Annotated in this window: 13 protein-coding genes and 2 pseudogenes; 7 read left to right on the top strand and 8 right to left on the bottom strand. The window is 67.8% G+C overall.

Going from position 1 to position 16,428, the window contains the following annotated elements; translation table 11 throughout:
• Positions 1–117 precede the first annotated feature (117 nt).
• The 3 genes from OUO20_RS11595 to OUO20_RS11585 form a co-directional block, all read right to left on the bottom strand.
• Complete coding sequence (locus OUO20_RS11595; protein ID WP_268001763.1) at positions 118–1,611, bottom strand: hypothetical protein; 1,494 nt, start codon at positions 1,609–1,611, stop codon at positions 118–120.
• 69 nt (positions 1,612–1,680) lie between these two features.
• Positions 1,681–2,274: a hypothetical protein gene (locus tag OUO20_RS11590; RefSeq protein ID WP_018769054.1), complete on the bottom strand. Its 594-nt coding sequence runs from the start codon at positions 2,272–2,274 to the stop codon at positions 1,681–1,683.
• Positions 2,275–2,378: 104 nt separating this feature from the next.
• On the bottom strand, positions 2,379–3,365 hold the full coding sequence (locus OUO20_RS11585; RefSeq protein WP_223992352.1) for a DNA-3-methyladenine glycosylase family protein: 987 nt from the start codon (positions 3,363–3,365) through the stop codon (positions 2,379–2,381).
• A gap of 184 nt (positions 3,366–3,549) precedes the next feature.
• Here OUO20_RS11585 and OUO20_RS11580 point away from each other — a divergent pair.
• Positions 3,550–3,953 (top strand): annotated as a pseudogene (locus tag OUO20_RS11580) (VOC family protein).
• Positions 3,954–4,024: 71 nt separating this feature from the next.
• Here OUO20_RS11580 and OUO20_RS11575 read toward each other — a convergent pair.
• A complete protein-coding gene (locus OUO20_RS11575; RefSeq protein ID WP_223992351.1) occupies positions 4,025–5,212 on the bottom strand; it encodes an SLC13 family permease in 1,188 nt (395 codons plus the stop codon).
• 59 nt (positions 5,213–5,271) lie between these two features.
• On the opposite strand from OUO20_RS11575, the gene OUO20_RS11570 reads away from it, so the two are divergent.
• Genes OUO20_RS11570 through OUO20_RS11550 form a run of 5 tightly spaced genes read left to right on the top strand, consistent with a single transcriptional unit; the run spans position 5,272 to position 10,556 of the window.
• A complete protein-coding gene (locus OUO20_RS11570) occupies positions 5,272–6,657 on the top strand; it encodes a cystathionine beta-synthase (RefSeq protein ID WP_018769058.1) in 1,386 nt (461 codons plus the stop codon).
• 25 nt (positions 6,658–6,682) lie between these two features.
• Positions 6,683–7,846: a cystathionine gamma-synthase gene (locus OUO20_RS11565; protein ID WP_018769059.1), complete on the top strand. Its 1,164-nt coding sequence runs from the start codon at positions 6,683–6,685 to the stop codon at positions 7,844–7,846.
• Between the two features lie 49 nt (positions 7,847–7,895).
• Positions 7,896–8,402 carry a winged helix-turn-helix transcriptional regulator gene (locus OUO20_RS11560; RefSeq protein WP_268001762.1) on the top strand — a complete coding sequence of 169 codons (507 nt, stop codon included), beginning with the start codon at positions 7,896–7,898 and terminating at the stop codon, positions 8,400–8,402.
• A complete protein-coding gene (locus tag OUO20_RS11555) occupies positions 8,399–9,760 on the top strand; it encodes an MFS transporter (RefSeq protein WP_442781080.1) in 1,362 nt (453 codons plus the stop codon). Before OUO20_RS11560 ends, OUO20_RS11555 begins: the two co-directional genes overlap by 4 nt.
• Before the next feature lie 25 nt (positions 9,761–9,785).
• Positions 9,786–10,556: an SDR family oxidoreductase gene (locus OUO20_RS11550; RefSeq protein WP_018769062.1), complete on the top strand. Its 771-nt coding sequence runs from the start codon at positions 9,786–9,788 to the stop codon at positions 10,554–10,556.
• A gap of 103 nt (positions 10,557–10,659) precedes the next feature.
• Here OUO20_RS11550 and OUO20_RS11545 read toward each other — a convergent pair whose 3' ends face one another.
• The 4 genes and pseudogenes from OUO20_RS11545 to OUO20_RS11530 form a co-directional block, all read right to left on the bottom strand.
• Entirely contained in the window at positions 10,660–11,850 is a 1,191-nt protein-coding gene (locus OUO20_RS11545; RefSeq protein ID WP_268001761.1) for an acyl-CoA dehydrogenase family protein, read from the bottom strand.
• Positions 11,847–13,339 (bottom strand): annotated as a pseudogene (locus OUO20_RS11540) (APC family permease). Before OUO20_RS11540 ends, OUO20_RS11545 begins: the two are co-directional and overlap by 4 nt.
• A gap of 13 nt (positions 13,340–13,352) precedes the next feature.
• Positions 13,353–14,564, bottom strand: coding sequence for a glutathionylspermidine synthase family protein (locus tag OUO20_RS11535; RefSeq protein WP_026265733.1), 1,212 nt, complete (start codon positions 14,562–14,564; stop codon positions 13,353–13,355).
• Positions 14,565–14,567: 3 nt separating this feature from the next.
• The gene (locus OUO20_RS11530) at positions 14,568–15,209 is read right to left on the bottom strand and encodes a Tat pathway signal protein (RefSeq protein WP_268001760.1); all 642 of its coding nucleotides are present in this window, start codon (positions 15,207–15,209) and stop codon (positions 14,568–14,570) included.
• A gap of 181 nt (positions 15,210–15,390) precedes the next feature.
• Here OUO20_RS11530 and OUO20_RS11525 point away from each other — a divergent pair, with 181 nt between their 5' ends.
• Positions 15,391–16,044 carry an MOSC domain-containing protein gene (locus OUO20_RS11525; protein WP_018769067.1) on the top strand — a complete coding sequence of 218 codons (654 nt, stop codon included), beginning with the start codon at positions 15,391–15,393 and terminating at the stop codon, positions 16,042–16,044.
• Positions 16,045–16,428: the final 384 nt, after the last annotated feature.

Raw genomic sequence — 16,428 nt, 5'->3', positions numbered from 1 at the left:
TGGGGTGAGTGCTGTTGGGACGGCTCTGCGGAGGGGAGCAGCCGCTCAGAGAGAGTGCCAGAGGCAAAACCGTGCAAGCGAGAATGCGGCCACGAAGCCGCAGGGCTGGACGCGGCATCAGCGCGCCACCGTGGCATCGCTGAAGAGCTTGGTGAATTCGTCCTGCGAGATGTACATGCGCGGCTCGGAGGGGCCCCATGGGTTTTGAAGGATGATGTTCCCCCGCTCGTCAACTCCGGTAACGAAATAGGCGTGGCCGGCACGGTATCCGTTGGGCGCCTCCTCCGGCGTTTCACCCAGTGTTGTGACCAAGGCCGGACGTCCGCGGCCGGCCGCCTCCCACAGCTTCCCGGCGTCGTCGGTGCGTTCCACGTCCGGTCCTGCCAAAAACTGGAATGCGTCGGGACCCCAGTTGCCTTCAATGGCGCGGTAGTTGCCTGGCGGATACGCCTGGTCCGGGGGCGCCCCTTCCGCTGTCCCGTCGTTTCTGTCGTCCTCGGTGTAAACCTGTGCCAGCGCTTTCTCGACATAGGCAGGCCAGTTGCCGCCAAACCCTGCTTTGGCTCCCATCTGTGCGCCCTTGCTGTTTGCCGGCAGGTCCGAGGTGACGGTGATCCACTGCTCCTCTCCGTTCTTGTCGAACAGCAGGACGGAAACCGTGCCGTTGCCGTTGTCCGTTACGTGCTCGCGGGCCCAGCCCGAATCGGCATTGATCATGGCCCCGGCGGCGGCCAAAACCACGCAGTCCCCGTACTGCCCCTGCCTGATGTCGTCAGTGCCCGGGCGTTGTCCGACCACCGGCCACTTGGGTTCCATCCACCGGTTCGTGCTGCTGGCGTCAGGGCCATCAGGCCTCGCTGCATCTCCCATGGCCTGCCCGTCCGGCTGGGCCCACGGTATGAGGTCCTTCAGGCGCCCCACCTGCTCTGCTGACGCCTTGGACAGGAGCTGGTCCAGCAGTTGCTGACGTTCGAAAGGCGTGGTTCCCTCCCAGTTGAACAGTCCCCTGCCGTCGGTCGCCGCGCCGCTGCCCAGGCTTCGGAGCTCATCATCGGTTAACGACTCCAGCAACTGGTTCAGCTGGGCAGGTTTGAGCCCGGTCAAGGCGTCGCGGAGCTTGTTGACGTCCGAATCGTTGCCCACAAAGAAGTTGTCGCCCGACGCAGCGTCCCTGACCAGGCCCTGTAGCCTGTCCAGTTCGGGCGCGGCAAGGTTCGCTTCGCCGCGGTCGGGGTGGCGCGCCACAGAATGCTCCCCGCCGGTCAGGTAATCGGACGTCGCATCCCCGGCGGCCTTGCCGGGAGGGCCCCCGGCCGTACTGGTCCGGCCTGACGCGCCACCGGCGCCGCTGGCGCGTTCCTGCTCGTCCGCGTGCTGTGCGGCTGCCTTCCCTGCGTCCGCAAGGGCCTCAATGACGCGGCCCAGCAGGAGGCTGTGCGTGCCATTCCAGTCGTTCCGGAACCTCTCGGCGTCGGCCCCTTTCCAGGTGCCCGGCTCGCCCATGTTCCTCGACAGCGCCGTGGCAGTGGACATCAAGCGCGCGGAAGAGGCGGTAAGGGCCTTTCCCAGGGCGCGAAGTTGGGCGACGTCCGCCCCATAAATGCCTGCCATTATTCCCCCAAATATCCAGGCTCAAGCTTACGCGAGGCGCGCCGCCGGAGGCATGGGGAGAACTGCCCGCTAGCTACTGCGGCCGGTTGGGCGGCGGGATAGCCGTAGCGCCACAACGGCCACGACGGCGCCCGCCGCCAGTGCGACCAAGGCCAGGACCGCTGCCCCGTTCCTTCCGGCCATGGGGGCCTGTCGCGTCCTGCCGCCGGTGACCTCGTTGGCGGGAATGTGCCACTCGGACGGGGCCGGAAGGATCCCCTGCGGCAGTTGGGTCTCGCGCAGTTTCCGTCGGGCGGCCAGCCGCTCCCGCACCGTCTCATCGGGGGCAGCCTCCAGATCGTCGGCGGCGATGGCTGTTGGGTAGTCGATGATGTAGGGCTCACCGTAGAACGCCGACGACGCCACGGACTCCACCCAGGTGAACGGTGGTGGGGCAACGTCCCGCGCGGTGAACGCGGTCAGCAGCATCTCCCGGATTTCCTCAAGGCTCTTGCCCGTGGCCCCGCGGCGAGTCACGTCGAAGATGGCCAGTTGCAGCTTCAATTTGGCATCCCCGTCAGGATCGTGCGCCTCCGGGTCCACCACCGCGGGGTCTTGCCCGGTTGGATCCACGTCCAGGGGTTCCCCGCCGGCGTAGTTGGTGCGTCCAGGATCGGAGCTCATGGATTCCTCTCAATCGTGGTCCGGCCGTGCCTGGCTGGACGCCACACCGTAGCCTTACCCATCGCGGTCCGGATCAAGCACCCGTTGACCTGCCGTGGCAAGCCTCAGTGCCCCCGGTGGTCCTGGATGGTCATCCGCGGGCCAAAAGTGGGCTTGCGGTAACCGGTGCTCTGGATCATCCGGACCACGCGCTGCCGGTGCCCCCGCCAGGGTTCCAGCAGCCGGAGCATCCCGGCGTCGTCCGTCCTGCGTCCGGTGAGCGCCGCCCCCACGTAGGCGGCGAGGTGGTAGTCGCCCACGGAGATCGAATCCGGGCAGCCGTGGGTGCGCTGCACAACCTCGGCGGCGGTCCATACCCCGATGCCCGGAATGACCTGCATCTTCCCGGCAGCCTCCGCGGCCGGCAGCGCGGCGAGCCGTTCAAGTGCGGCGGCGGAGCGCAGCGCGCGCATGACGGTGGCTGAGCGCTGGGGACCCACGCCGGCCCTGTGCCACTCCCAACTGGGAACCTGCAGCCACTGCGCTGCCGTTGGCGCCACCACCAGCCCGGCCGGGGTGGACGTACCGGCCCGGGGCGCCGGGGTTCCGTACCGGTGCACCAGGTAGCGGTAGGCGCGCCGCGCCTCAATGACCGTCACCTTCTGCTCCAGGATGATCGGCACCAGCTGGTCCACCATGCGGCCGCTGGACGGCAGCCGCACCGCCAGGCTGCGCCGCCGGGCCTCCCGGACCATGTGGGGCAGTGTGGCATGGAAGGAGGGTTCGTCGAAACCCCGCCAGTCGTCGTCGTCCCCCAGGAGCCGGGGCGCTGCCCTGACGGCGGCCGCGGCGCCGGGACCCCAGGCCTGGATGTCCACCAAGGGGCCGTCTGCTGCCTCGCCGCCCGCCGGGGCGAGCCGCATGGTTGCCGGACCGGCCGGCGTCGTAAACGCATTCCAGATAACGTCGCCTTGAACGCAGAAGGAAGGATCACTGTTGCCCCGCAGAAGAGGCGCAAGCGTGCGGGAAAGGCTGTACGGGGCCTCCGGATACCACCGCAGGGACACGTCCGCCGCGGCTGCCACCCGGGGAGGTGCCTCTGCGATCGTCATGCCTTCAATCGTCCCACGGACCACTGACAGCGGCGGGACAACCAGCCGGCCCATAAGCCAGCCGGGGGAGGAAAACGGCCGGAAGCAAAGGTAGAACGGCCCTAATTCGCCGCCCGGGCAAAACCTAGAATCCACCCTGTGGCGCGGAACAGACTGCGCCGCAACCCGACACGGCAGGAGGGCCATGATGGGCGGAGTGGTGCATTTCGAAATCCCCGCGGACGACCAGGACCGGGCCAGCAAGTTCTACCGGGAAGCCTTGGGCTGGCGGATCGAACCAGTGCCAGGGATGGACTACAGCATGGTCATCACCGCGGACATGGATGACAACGGCCAGCCGGTGGCCGCCGGTGCCATCAACGGGGGCATGATGGCCAGGGAGGGGAGATCACCAACCCGGTGGTCACGGTGGACGTCCCGGACATCAATGCCACCCTCAAGAGGGTGGAGGAACTGGGTGGATCAGTGGTGGTACCGAAGAACGAAATTCCCGGCATGGGCTACACGGCCTACTTCAGGGATTCCGAGGGCAACGTGATGGGCCTCTGGGAGAATCTCCCGGCCGAAGGGGACGCCCAGCGCGGCTGACAGCCTTCGCTGTACGGTGCCGTTTCACGGGTGCCGGTCCGGGGCTGCCGTTTCACGGCGGCCCGGCCGTTTCACGGCGTGCCGGAAACCAGCCACAGCGCCAGGACGGCCAGCGGCACCGTCAGCACCACGGCCACCAGGCCCGCCAGGGCGAACCCGCCCCACCGGATGGGGACGTTCAGCACCCGCAGCCGCTCATGCCAGAGCAGGGTGGCCAGCGACGCCCACGGAGTCACCAGCGGCCCAAGGTTCACTCCGATGAGCAGTGCCGCAAGCCTTGCCGGCGATCCCGCCACCGGTTCCAGTGCCAGGTAGGCGGGCAGGTTGTTGGCGGCGTTGGCGGCACCGGCACCCAGCCCGGCCAGCTGCAGGAGCGCAGGCAGGCTCTCACCGGAACCGGCAACACCCGCCAGCAGTGCGGTCAGGCCGTGCGCGTGCAGCGCTTCCATGAGCATGAACAGGCCCACCGTCAGCATCAGCGGCCGCCATGGCACCATTGACCACCGCAGGACGGACGGCCGGCGGCGCAGGAAGACCACCAGGAGGAAGGCCGCGGCTGCCAGTGCCGGATACTGCACCGGCACTCCGGACACCAGCGCAGGCAACAGGACCAGGAGCGTGACGGCAGCGGCCTTCAACAGGGTGCGGTCGCGGATGGGATGCGCAGGCTGCGGCCCGTATGTTCCGCGCAGGTCCCGCCGGAAAGCCAGCCACAACAGGACCAGGGGGACCAGCAGGCCCACCAGGGCAGGCGCCCACACCAGCCCCGCAAAACGCCAGGGGCTCAGGCCCAGCCGGTCCTGGGCCAGGAGGTTGGTGAGGTTGGAAACGGGAAGCAGCAGTGAAGCGGTATTGGCCAGCCAGATGCTGGTCAGCGCAAACGGCAGCGGCGGGATCCGGGCATGGACGGCCAGCAGGACCACCACGGGCGTCACCAGCACCGCCGTCGTATCCAGGGACAGGAACACAGTGGACACCGTGGCCACCGCCACCACCAGCAGCCACAGCTGGAAGACCCGGCCACGGCCCAGGGCCGCCAGCCTGTCCGTCACCACCCGGAACAGTCCTGCCTCGTCCACCAGTTCGGTGACCAGGGACATGGCCAGCACGAAGGCCAGGATGGGAATGGTCCGGGAAGAAAGCTCCCCGAACGCGGGCAGGGGGAGCGCACCGAGTGCCAGGGTGGCTATACCTGCTGCCAGCGTTCCGCCGGGCAGCAGGTAGCTCCGGGCGGCTTTCAGCCATGCGAACTGCTTCACCGGCCTATCCTCGCATCCCGCACCGGGGCGGGCGCGCAGGAAGCGGTAGCTTAGTACCTATGAAGTACGCCCAGTCCATCCTGGACCTCATCGGCAATACCCCGCTCATCAAACTCAACCACGTGACCGACGGCCTCAAGGCCACCATCCTGGTCAAACTTGAGTACCTGAATCCGGGCGGATCCATCAAGGACCGCATCGCCGCGCAGATGATCGAGGACGCCGAGCGCGAGGGCAAGCTGAAGCCCGGCGGCACCATTGTGGAGCCCACCTCCGGCAACACCGGCGTGGGCCTGGCCCTGGTGGCGCAGCAGAAGGGCTACAAGTGCATCTTCGTGGTCCCGGACAAGGTGGGCGAGGACAAGCGTGCGGTGCTGCAGGCGTACGGCGCGGAAGTGGTGGTCACGCCCACCTCCGTTCCGCCGGACAGCCCGCAAAGCTACTACGGCGTCTCGGACCGCATCACCCGGGAGACGCCGGGCGCCTACAAGCCGGACCAGTTCTCCAATCCCGCCGCCCCGGGCAGCCACTACAAGACCACCGGCCCGGAGATCTGGCGCGATACCGACGGCAAGGTAACGCACTGCGTTATCGGCGCGGGCACGGGCGGCACCATCACCGGCACCGGGCGGTACCTCAAGGAGGTTTCGGCGGACCGGCCGGAGTCCGACGGCGGCGTGGTCAAGATCATCGGCGCGGACCCCGCGGGCTCGGTCTACTCCGGCGGGACCGGGCGCCCCTACTTCGTGGAGGGCGTTGGCGAGGACATGTGGCCGGCCAACTACGACAAGTCGGTCCCGGACGAGGTGATCGCCGTCAGCGACGCCGATTCCTTCGCCATGACCCGCCGGCTGGCGCGGGAGGAGGGACTGCTGGTGGGCGGCTCCTCCGGGATGGCCGTGGTAGCCGCGCTGCAGGCGGCCCGGGACCTGCCGGAAAGCGCCGTCGTCGTGGTCATCCTCCCAGACTCAGGACGCGGCTACCTGGCCAAGATCTTCAACGACCAGTGGATGCGCTCCTATGGTTTCCTCTCCGGCGGCGAGGAAACCTCCGTGGGGGAGGTCATCAAGTCCAAGAACGGCGAACTGCCGGACCTGGTGCACATCCACCCCAACGAGTCTGTCCGCGACGTCATCAACATCATGAACGAGTTCGGCGTCAGCCACATCCCGGTCCTGTCCCAGGAACCGCCCGTGGTCATGGGCGAGGTCCTCGGCGCCGTGGACGAGCGCACACTGACTGCCAAACTGTTCCGGGGCGAGGCCAAGCTGACGGACAAGATCTCCGAGCATATGGGACCCAAGCTGCCCGTCATCGGATCGCTGGAAACCATCTCTGCCGCCAGGGAACTGCTGTCTGACACGGACACCCTGATGGTCACGTTCGTGGGTGCGCCCGTTGGCATCCTCACCCGGCACGACCTGCTGGCCTACCTCAGCAACTGATCTGCGTTACCCGCAAAGGAGCACCATGTCCCTGCCTGAAAACCAAGGTTTCAACACCCGCGCCGTCCACGCCGGCCAGGACTTCGAGCCCCGCACCGGAGCCGTGGTGCCGCCGCTGCACTTCAGTTCCACCTATGCCCAGGACGGGATCGGGGGACTGCGCAGCGGCTACGAATACGGGCGCGGCGGAAACCCCACCCGGGACGCGCTGCAGGAACAGCTCGCGTCGCTGGAACTGGGCACCTCCGCCTACAGCTTCAGCTCCGGCCTGGCCGCGGAGGACGCCCTGATCCGCGCGCTGACCCGCCCCGGGGACCACATCGTGCTGGGCAATGACGCCTACGGTGGCACGTACCGGCTGATCAGCCGGGTGCTCGGCGACTGGGGAATTGGCAACACCCCCGTGGACATGGCCAACCTGGACATGGTCCGCGACGCCGTGGCCTCCCATAAGACCCGCTTCCTGTGGGTGGAGACCCCCTCCAATCCGCTGATGAAGATCACCGACATCGCAGCGCTCGCGGACATAGCGCACGACGCCGGGGCCCTCCTGGTGGTCGACAACACCTTCGCGTCCCCCTACCTGCAGACCCCGCTCGCCCTGGGTGCGGACGTGGTGGTCCACTCCACCACCAAGTACATCGGCGGCCACTCCGACGTGGTGGGCGGCGCCGTCGTGGTGAAGGACGCCGAACTGGCGGAAAAGATCGGCTTCGTCCAGTTCGCCGTGGGCGCCGTGTCCGGGCCCATGGACGCCTTCCTGACCACCCGCGGACTGAAGACCCTGGGCGTCCGCATGGACCGGCACAGCGAGAACGGGCAGGCCGTGGCGGAGTGGCTGCTGGAACGACCGGAGGTTGAGGCCGTCCTGTATCCGGGCCTGCCCAGCCACCCCGGCCATGAGCTCGCCAAAAAGCAGATGCGGAAGTTCGGCGGCATGGTCTCGGTGCAGTTCAAGGGCGGTGAGGCGGCGGCCCGGAAGGTGGCGGAGTCCACGTCCGTGTTCACGCTCGCCGAATCCCTGGGCGGGATCGAGTCGCTGATGAACTACCCCTCCGAGATGACCCACGCGTCCGTCAAGGGCACCGAGCTGGCCGTCCCGGTCAACCTGCTGCGGCTGTCCTGCGGCATCGAGGACGTGGAGGACCTGATCGCGGACCTGGACCAGGCGTTCTCGGCCATCCCGTAACCACGAAAGGGTCTGGCTTTCTTGAGGAAAGCCAGCTAGGGTTTTCCCTATGCCTCTTCGATCCGACTGGTCCCAACGCAGCTGCAGCATGGCCCGCGGCCTGGACATCCTGGGCGACCCCTGGAGCATCCTGGTGCTGCGCGAGGTCTTCTTTGGGAATGGCCGCTTCGACGCCATGAAAAGCCGGCTGGAAGTGGCGGACTCGGTGCTCACCAAACGCCTGGCAGGCCTGGTTGAGTCCGGGCTGCTGGCCAGGAAGGCCTACGACGACGGCGGCCGCACACGCCAGGAGTACGTCCTCACCCCCAAGGGTGAGGACGCCCTGCCGGTGCTGAACGCGGTCACCATGTGGGCGGAAAAACACCTGCCCGCGCCGTCGGACCAGGCCCACCTTTACGTGATCCACACCGGCTGCGGGAAACCCACCACCTCGGCGGACACCTGCACCGAATGCGGCGCGCGGCTGACGGCGGCCAACACCAGCTGGCACAGCCGGTCCAGGTCCGATCAACCCATCCGGCTGTCCACCGCATCCGGGAAGGGAGCGGCATCGTGAGCACCCTGCCCGAGGAAACGGCCGGAACTCCCTCGCAGACCACCGTTCTTCAGGCACCCGGACCTCGACGCCGCCTGCACCCGGCCTGGATCGTCGCCGCCGTGGCATTCCTTGCCTTGGTTGGGGCAGCCGGATTCCGGGCCGCCCCGGGCGTCCTCATGGTGCCGCTCCAGCAGGAGTTCGGCTGGTCCACCACCGTGCTCTCGGCGGCCGTCAGCATCAACCTGGTGCTGTTCGGCCTCACGGCTCCGTTTGCCGCCGCCCTGATGGAGCGGTTCGGCATCCGGGCCGTCACATCAACAGCCCTGGTCCTGATCGGCATGGGCAGCGCGCTGACCGTGCTGGTCAACCAGTCATGGCAGATCCTCCTCACCTGGGGGCTGCTGATCGGGCTCGGCACCGGCTCCATGGCACTGGTCTTCGCCGCCACCATCGCCAACACGTGGTTTACGAAAAACCGGGGCCTGGTCATCGGCATCCTGACGGCCGGCAGCGCCGCCGGCCAGCTGGTCTTCCTGCCCTTCATCGCCCTCCTCGCGCAGGATCCCGGGTGGCGCCAGGCCTCCCTGCTGATCGCTGCCGGGGCGCTTGCCGTGGTCCCGCTGGTGCTGAAGTTCCTCAAGAACTCGCCGGCCGACGTCGGGGTGCTGCCCTACGGCGCGGAAGGGCCAGCCATTGAAGAACAGGCTGGTTCCCCGGCAGCGGCTCCGGAAGGCGCCCCGCGCAGCAACGCCGCCGTCCGGGCGCTCCAGGTCCTCAAGCGCGCCAGCAGGGTGCGCACGTTCTGGGCGCTCGCGGCCGGTTTCGCCATCTGCGGCGCCACCACCAACGGTCTGATCGGCACCCACTTCATCCCCTCCGCCCATGACCACGGCATGCCCGAAACCACGGCCGCGGGCCTGCTGGCCGTCGTCGGAATCTTCGACATTATCGGGACCATCGCCTCGGGCTGGCTGACGGACCGCTTCAACCCCCGCGTCCTGCTCGCCGTCTACTACCAGTTCCGCGGCATCGGGCTGCTGGTGCTGCCGCTGCTGCTGAATGCACACGTGCAGCCCAGCATGATCGTGTTCGTGGTGATCTACGGATTGGACTGGGTGGCCACCGTTCCGCCCACGGCCGCCATCTGCCGTGAAACGTTCGGTGCTGACGGCAGTGTGGTGTTCGGATGGGTCTTCGCCGCCCACCAGCTGGGCGCCGCCGCGGCGGCCATCGCGGCCGGGGCCTTGCGGGATGCCACCGGCCACTACACCTACGCCTGGCTGGGAGCCGCAGCCATGTGCACCATCGCTGCGGTCATCAGTGCCACCATCCGCCGGCACCACAGTTCGCGGGAAGCGGAGCCGGCAGCGGCTTGATCTGGGGCGCGGCTAGGCTGGTCGGATGGAACCCGTCGCACCCGCCCCTGTCCGTCCCGTTGCCCTGGTCACCGGCGTGGGACGGCTTGCCGGCATTGGGGCCGGCATTGCCCGGCAGCTCGCGGCGGACGGCTGGGACCTGGCCCTGTCCTACTGGGCCGACTACGACGCCCGCATGCCGTGGGGGAGCGAACCCGAGGACGTGGTCCGCCTCACCGCCGAGCTGGAAGCGATTGGCGCCAAGGTCCAGGTCTTGTCGGCAGACCTCCAGGATCCCGGCGTCCCGGACAGGCTGGTGGCCGAGGCCGGGCAGCTGGCGGGCCCGCTTCAGGGCCTGGTGCTCAGCCACGCTGAATCGGTGGATTCGGGCGTGCTGGACACCAGTATCGAATCCTTTGACCGCCACTTCGCCGTCAACACACGCGCCAGCTGGCAGCTGATCGCCGCCTTTGCGCGGCAGGCACCGGACGACGGCGGCGCGATCGTTGCGCTGACCAGTGACCATACGGCGTTCAACCTTCCGTACGGTGCCTCGAAGGGTGCCCTGGACCGGATCGTCATCGCCGCCGCCCGCGAGCTGGGTCCGCAGGGGATCTCGGCCAACGTGCTCAACCCGGGGCCGGTGGACACCGGCTGGATGTCCCCGGAGGTCCGCCGGGAGCTCACCGCGCGCCAGCCCACCGGGAGGCTCGGCACCCCGGCCGATGTCGCCGGCACCGTCGCGTTCCTCCTGTCCCCGGCCGGCCGCTGGGTATCCGGGCAGCTGATCAAGGCGGACGGCGGCTTCTCGGCCTGAGTGCCCTGCACCCCCTTCGCGCCGCGCCCTCCCAACTGACTCGCAGTAGATGCCGTTTTGGGCCCCCAAAACGGCATCTACTGCTAGCTGGTTGGGGGAGGGGTCAGTGGAAGGCGTCCAGGCCGGTGATGTGCCGGCCAAGGATCAGGGTGTGCACCTCGTCCGTGCCCTCATAGGTGCGGACCGACTCCAGGTTCGCGGCGTGCCGCAGCGGTGAATAGTCCGTGGTGATGCCGTTGCCGCCCAGGATGGACCGCGCCTCCCGGGCCACGGCAATCGCCTCGCGGACGTTGTTCAGCTTGGCCAGCGAAATCTGCTCCGGCCGGATGCTTCCGGCGTCCTTCAGCCGGCCCAGGTGCAGCGCCAGCAGGGTGCCCTTCTGGATTTCCACCAGCATGTTCACCAGCTTCTCCTGCGTGAGCTGGTAGCCGGCCAGCGGCCTGCCGAACTGCAGCCGCTCCTGCGAGTACGCCAGGGCGGTTTCGTAGGAATCCCGGGCGGCGCCCATGGCACCCCAGGCGATGCCGTACCGGGCCTCGTTCAGGCAGGTGAACGGCCCACGCAGCCCCCGCGCTCCCGGGAGCAGGGCCTCGGGACCCAGCCGGACGTCGTCGAACACCACATCGCACTGGATGGAGGCGCGCATGGACAGCTTCTGCCGGATAGGCGTGGCAGTCACGCCGGGGGTGCCCGCCGGAACAAGGAAGCCGTGGACGCCGTCGTCCGTCATGGCCCAGACCACCATCACCCCGGCCACTGAGGCGAGCCCGATCCAGCGCTTGGCACCGTTGAGCACCCAGCCGGCGTCATCCCCGCTGCCATCCCGCTCCGCGAAAGTGGCCATGGAGGCGGGATCTGAACCCGCCGTTGGCTCGGTCAGGGCGAAGCACCCGATGACCTCCCCGGCCGCCATCCGGGGCAGCCACTCCTGCTTCTGCTCCTCGGATCCCCAGGTATGGATGGCCGTCATGGCCAGCGAGCCCTGGACGGACACGAAGGTGCGGATGCCGGAATCGCCGGCCTCCAGTTCCATGGCCGCCAGGCCGTATTCGACGGCGGACCGGCCCGGGCAGCCATAGCCGTCCAGGTGCATCCCCAGGACGCCCAGCTCACCCAGTTCCGTCGCGAGGTCGAGGGGAAAGACGGCGTCCTCGTACCAGCGGGCGATGTCCGGTTTGATCCGCTGCCGGGTGAAGTCGCGGACCTTTTGCCGGAGCTCCAGTTCCTCCGCGGACAGCAGGGAGTCGAGGTCCAGGACGTCCGACGGGCCCGCGGTCACGGCTTCACCAGTCATTTCTTCACCTGGAAGTATCCGCGGGTGGACGGCATGAAACGGCACGCGGCCGCGAGGACCACGCCCAGCGCCAGCAGCAGCACCCCGCTCACAAAGGCGCCGCCGACACCGAAGATTTGGGTGTCGCCGTACGCCGGGTCCCACATCTGGACCGCCGAAATGAAGAAGGCGGCGGTCAGGAGCAGCGCGCCGGCGAGGGGAGGATGCCGCGGAACCAGAGGTTGCGCGCCGATGCCCGCAGGGTTCCGCGGAAGTACCAGAAACAGGCGAAGCCGGTCAGGGCGTAGTAGAACGCGATGAAAAGGCTGATGGCACTGATGGAGTCCGCCAGCAGGTTCTCGCTCAGGAAGCTCATGGCCACGTAGTAGGCCGCGGCGGCGCCTCCCATCACCTGGGTGGAAAATCCCGGGGTCTGATTGCGCGGATGCACCTCTGCGAACTTTGCCGGCAGCGCGCCGTGGACCCCCATGGAGAGGGTCCCGCGGGCCGTGGGCAGGATGGTGGTCTGGGTGGAGGACAGCACCGAGGCAAGAACCGCGACGACGATCAGCCAGCCCCACGGGCCCAGCACCACGTCCTTCATGGCCAGGAACACATCGTCCTGGTTGGCCTCGTTGCCCAGGCCGATCCCTTCCGAGCCCACGGTGGCGTACATCATCACCAGCAGTGCCACGGAAACGTAGATTGCCACCAGGACGAACGCCGAGATCACGGCGCCGCGGCCGGGTGTGGTGGACGGGTTCTCGGTCTCCTCGTTCACCGCCAGGCAGGTGTCCCAGCCCCAATAGATGAACAGGGCAAGGAGGGCGCCGTGTACTACGGCGCCGGGGTCGGCAAAGGCGCCGGCCGGGTTGAACCATTCCAGGTCAAAGGCCTGCCCTTCCGGTGCCCCGCCCACGATCCGCACCACGATGGCCAGTGCGAAAATGCCCAGCGCAATGTACTGCACGTAGGTCAGCACGCGCTGGACGTGCTCGCCGAGCCGGATCCCGCGGTAGTTCACCAAGGTCATGAGGATGATGAACAGCAGCCCCGTGCCGGTGACCAGCAAGGTGTTCTCCGCCAGCGATCCGTCGCCCACCAGCAGCCAAAGATACTTCCCCGCTACCTGGGCGAGGTTGGCCAGGACCACGATTCCGGCCAGGGCCACGCCCCAGCCGCCCAGCCAGCCTGCCCAGGGGCCGAAGGCCTGGCGGGACCACGTGAAGGTGGTGCCGCAGTCCGGGATGGCGCTGTTCAGCTCGCGGAACGCGTAGGCGATGAACAGGACCGGGATGAAGCCCAGCAGCAGGATCAGGGGAGTGTAGTTGCCGTTGACTGCAACGATCAGGCCCAGGGTGGCGGCGAGGGAGTACACCGGCGCGGTGGAGGCCAGCCCCAGCATCACGGAGTCGCCCAGGTCCAGGATGCCGGCCCGCAGTCCCTTGGCCGGCACGGTGGTGCCGGTCCCGCGCCCGGGGCCGCCCGTCGTCGTCATGTCCGTGCTCATGCTGTCACCGGTTTCATAGAACGATTCCTGCCTTGGTGGAGTCGGCCACCGCCGAAAGCGGCGCCGGCGCGTCAATGGTGTTGGGGACGAAGCGGCAGAAGTAGTCCGTGACCGGCCCGTCCGATTCCCGGATGCCGCAGCCCACGGACTCGCCGTCCACCACCCAGAGGCCCAGCACCGGATGGTTGCCGTCGAAGTCCGGCAATGGGTGGTACTGCTGGTAGCACCAGCCCTCCCGCCCGTAGCCGCCGGGCTGCTCCAGGCTGATCCCGTCCGCGTGGATCCGGATGTTGTCGCCTTCACGGCCGTGGAGGGGCTTGCCCACCCACTCCTTCAGCGGCCCCGGATCCGTGAGGTACGCGGGCAGCAGGTTGGGATGGCCGGGGTACAGATGCCACAGGGCGGCCAGCAGGGCCTTGTTGGAGAGCAGCATCTTCCAGGCGGGTTCCACCCAGCGCGGGTTGTGCGCCCGCTCCAGCAGGCGGGGCCCGAACTCCTCCTTCATCATCAGCTCCCAGGGATAGAGCTTGAAGATGGTGTTGATCAGGAAGTTGTCCAGGTCCACGAAGCGGTTCAGGTTGGGGTCCCAGCCGATATCGGACATGTTGATCCCGATGGTGGTCCACCCCGCCTGGCCGGCGACGTCGCGCATGTACGCGGCGGTCATCCAGTCCTCGCCGGATTCCTCCACCTCGGAGTGGGCCACGTGGAGGGTGCTCATGCCGGTGCGGTACTGGAATTTCTTCCACTGCCGGATGAGGGCCTCGTGGATGCCGTTCCACTGGTCCTTCTCCGGAAACACGTCCTGGAGCCAGAACCATTGGGCGACGGCGGCCTCGATGAGTCCGGTGGGGGTGTCGGCGTTGTATTCGAGCATCTTGGCCGGCCCGCCCCGGCCGTCGTAGATGAAGTCGAACCGGCCGTAAACATCCACGTCGCCGGCCTGCAGCGATGCGGCCGCCAGTTCCAGTGCCTGGGGACCGATGCCGATGCTGCCCATGGCCCCGGTGGCCAGGAACTTCGCGGCTTCCAGGCACATCCGGTGCATCTCCTCGGCCGCCACTTCAAGGGTCTCCACCTCGTCCATGGTGAACTCGTAGTACGCGGATTCGTTCCAGTACTCGATCCGGCGCCCGTCGTCCATGGTGGTGGTGGAGAACACCAGGCCCTGCTCTTCGATCTTCTGCTTCCAGCCCGGCCGGGGTTCGGACAACATCCTCTTCATCCGTCAGCCCCCCGAGACCTTGCCGCCGCCACCGCTTGAGCCGCTCTTGGCGCTGGAGCCGAAACCGCCGCGGCTGACCGTGCCGCCCTGGCTGCTGTACCCCGTGGAGGCCTTTGCGCCGCTGGGGACGGTCCGCGTGTAGTTGGGCGCGGTGGACCGGTTCTGGCCAATGGGCGGAACACTTGCCCCGCGGGAGTAGAAGTACCAGGCGTAGATGCCGCCCCCGCGGCCCGCAGAGCTATCGCATTTGGTGTCCGCCACGCGCTCGCCGGTTTCGTCGTTGAAGCACACCTGCGCGTACTCGGGATCATCCTCATTGCTGGCCACCACGGCAGTGATGGTCCCGGCCAGGAGGGCTGTCACGCCCAGGCCCACCATCACGGTACGCCGCTGGGAACGCTTCTTCCGTGCGGCCGCGTCATTGAGCTGCTTTTCCCGCTCCCGCGCGAACGGGTCGACAGGGGTGACCGGTTCATTGAGGAGTTCGGGGCGCAGGTCCGGCTTGGGGACCTGCCAGGGCGGAGGCTTGGCGGTGCTGCTGCCGGTTCCCGGTTGCGGCCGGCCGGACGCGCCGTGCTCCACTTCGGAAGCGATGTCCGGCTCCTTGCTGGGATCCTCGTTCGGGTCCATGGTGTTTGAATCCACAGCGTCCCCTTCAGTTGTCCACGTGAATTGGGCACAGCGCTGCACCCCCAATTGCAATCCTCGGATCAGCGTAATCCCTGGGCAGGCCGGCTGCGAGTAAAACCGCGCTCGACGGCAGGGGAGAACTGCCCATCCCCGAGCCGCAGGGAGCCCGCCGCGGGGGAACCCTAGACTGGATGCCATGGAATCTGGTTCTGTCCTTGCTGTCTGCCGCGTCCACCAGCTCATCGCGGACCAGGGAAACGTTGGCGTGACGGCCATCGACAAGCGCCCGGCGGACGGTCCGGTGAAGGTCCACAAGCTGGGCCTGCGGGGAGACATCCAGGCCAACCGGGTGCATCACGGCGGAGAGGATCAGGCCGTCTACGCCTATTCCCAGGCCGACGCCGACTTCTGGGCGCGCACCCTGGGACGCGAGCTGCCGCCGGGCATGTTTGGCGAGAACCTGCGGGTGGCCGGCATCGAAGCCACCCACGCCGTCATCGGGGAGCGCTGGAAGGTTGGGGCCGACGTCGAACTCGAGGTCACCTCGCCGCGCGTCCCCTGCGCCACGTTCCAGCGCCGGATGAAGGAACCGCAGTGGGTGAAGCGGTTCACCGAGGAGGGGCGGGTGGGGACCTACCTGCGCGTCATTCGCACCGGCAGCATCCGCGCCGGCGACCCCATCCAGCGGACCTTCGTGCCGCGCCACGGCATCACGATCGGCCAGTGGTTCAGTGAGCCGGACGCGGAGGTCATCGAGGCGCTCCGCAATGCAGAGGCCGACGGCGAGATCCGGCTCCAGGACGAATACCACACCAAGTTTGGGCTGCTGCTGCGGCGGCTGGGGCAGTAGCACCCCTGCCCAGGGCGGGCTGTGTGCGCAAGCTCACCGCCGTCGTCGGGCATTGAATTGGCGGTCAATGGCGTCCGTACCTTACACTTGAAATATCCCCCACTCCGGAAATCCCTTATTCCTGCCCAATTTTTGAGGCAGGACTGGCAAGTGTTGGGGCCCGCACAAGCGATGCGGGCATTTTCATAGGGAGAGCCGGCTAAAGAAAACGCTGTACAGACTGCTGGGATAGCAGCCAAGAGATGCAGCGCGAAGTCCTGCCACGGGATTGCGAAAGCGCCGGACTTCTGTGACCGGCCGGTCAACGTTTGCCCGGCATCAATCGGCACGCGTACTGCGGCTCCGCTCACCTCGGGTAGTGCCGCCTGGCCCCCTATGGATGAG

The organism is Arthrobacter sp. FX8, from assembly GCF_026723805.1.
Classification (GTDB): domain Bacteria; phylum Actinomycetota; class Actinomycetes; order Actinomycetales; family Micrococcaceae; genus Arthrobacter.
The sequence above is the reverse complement of the archived record's forward strand: the minus strand, read 5'-3'. Positions and strand labels throughout refer to the sequence as shown.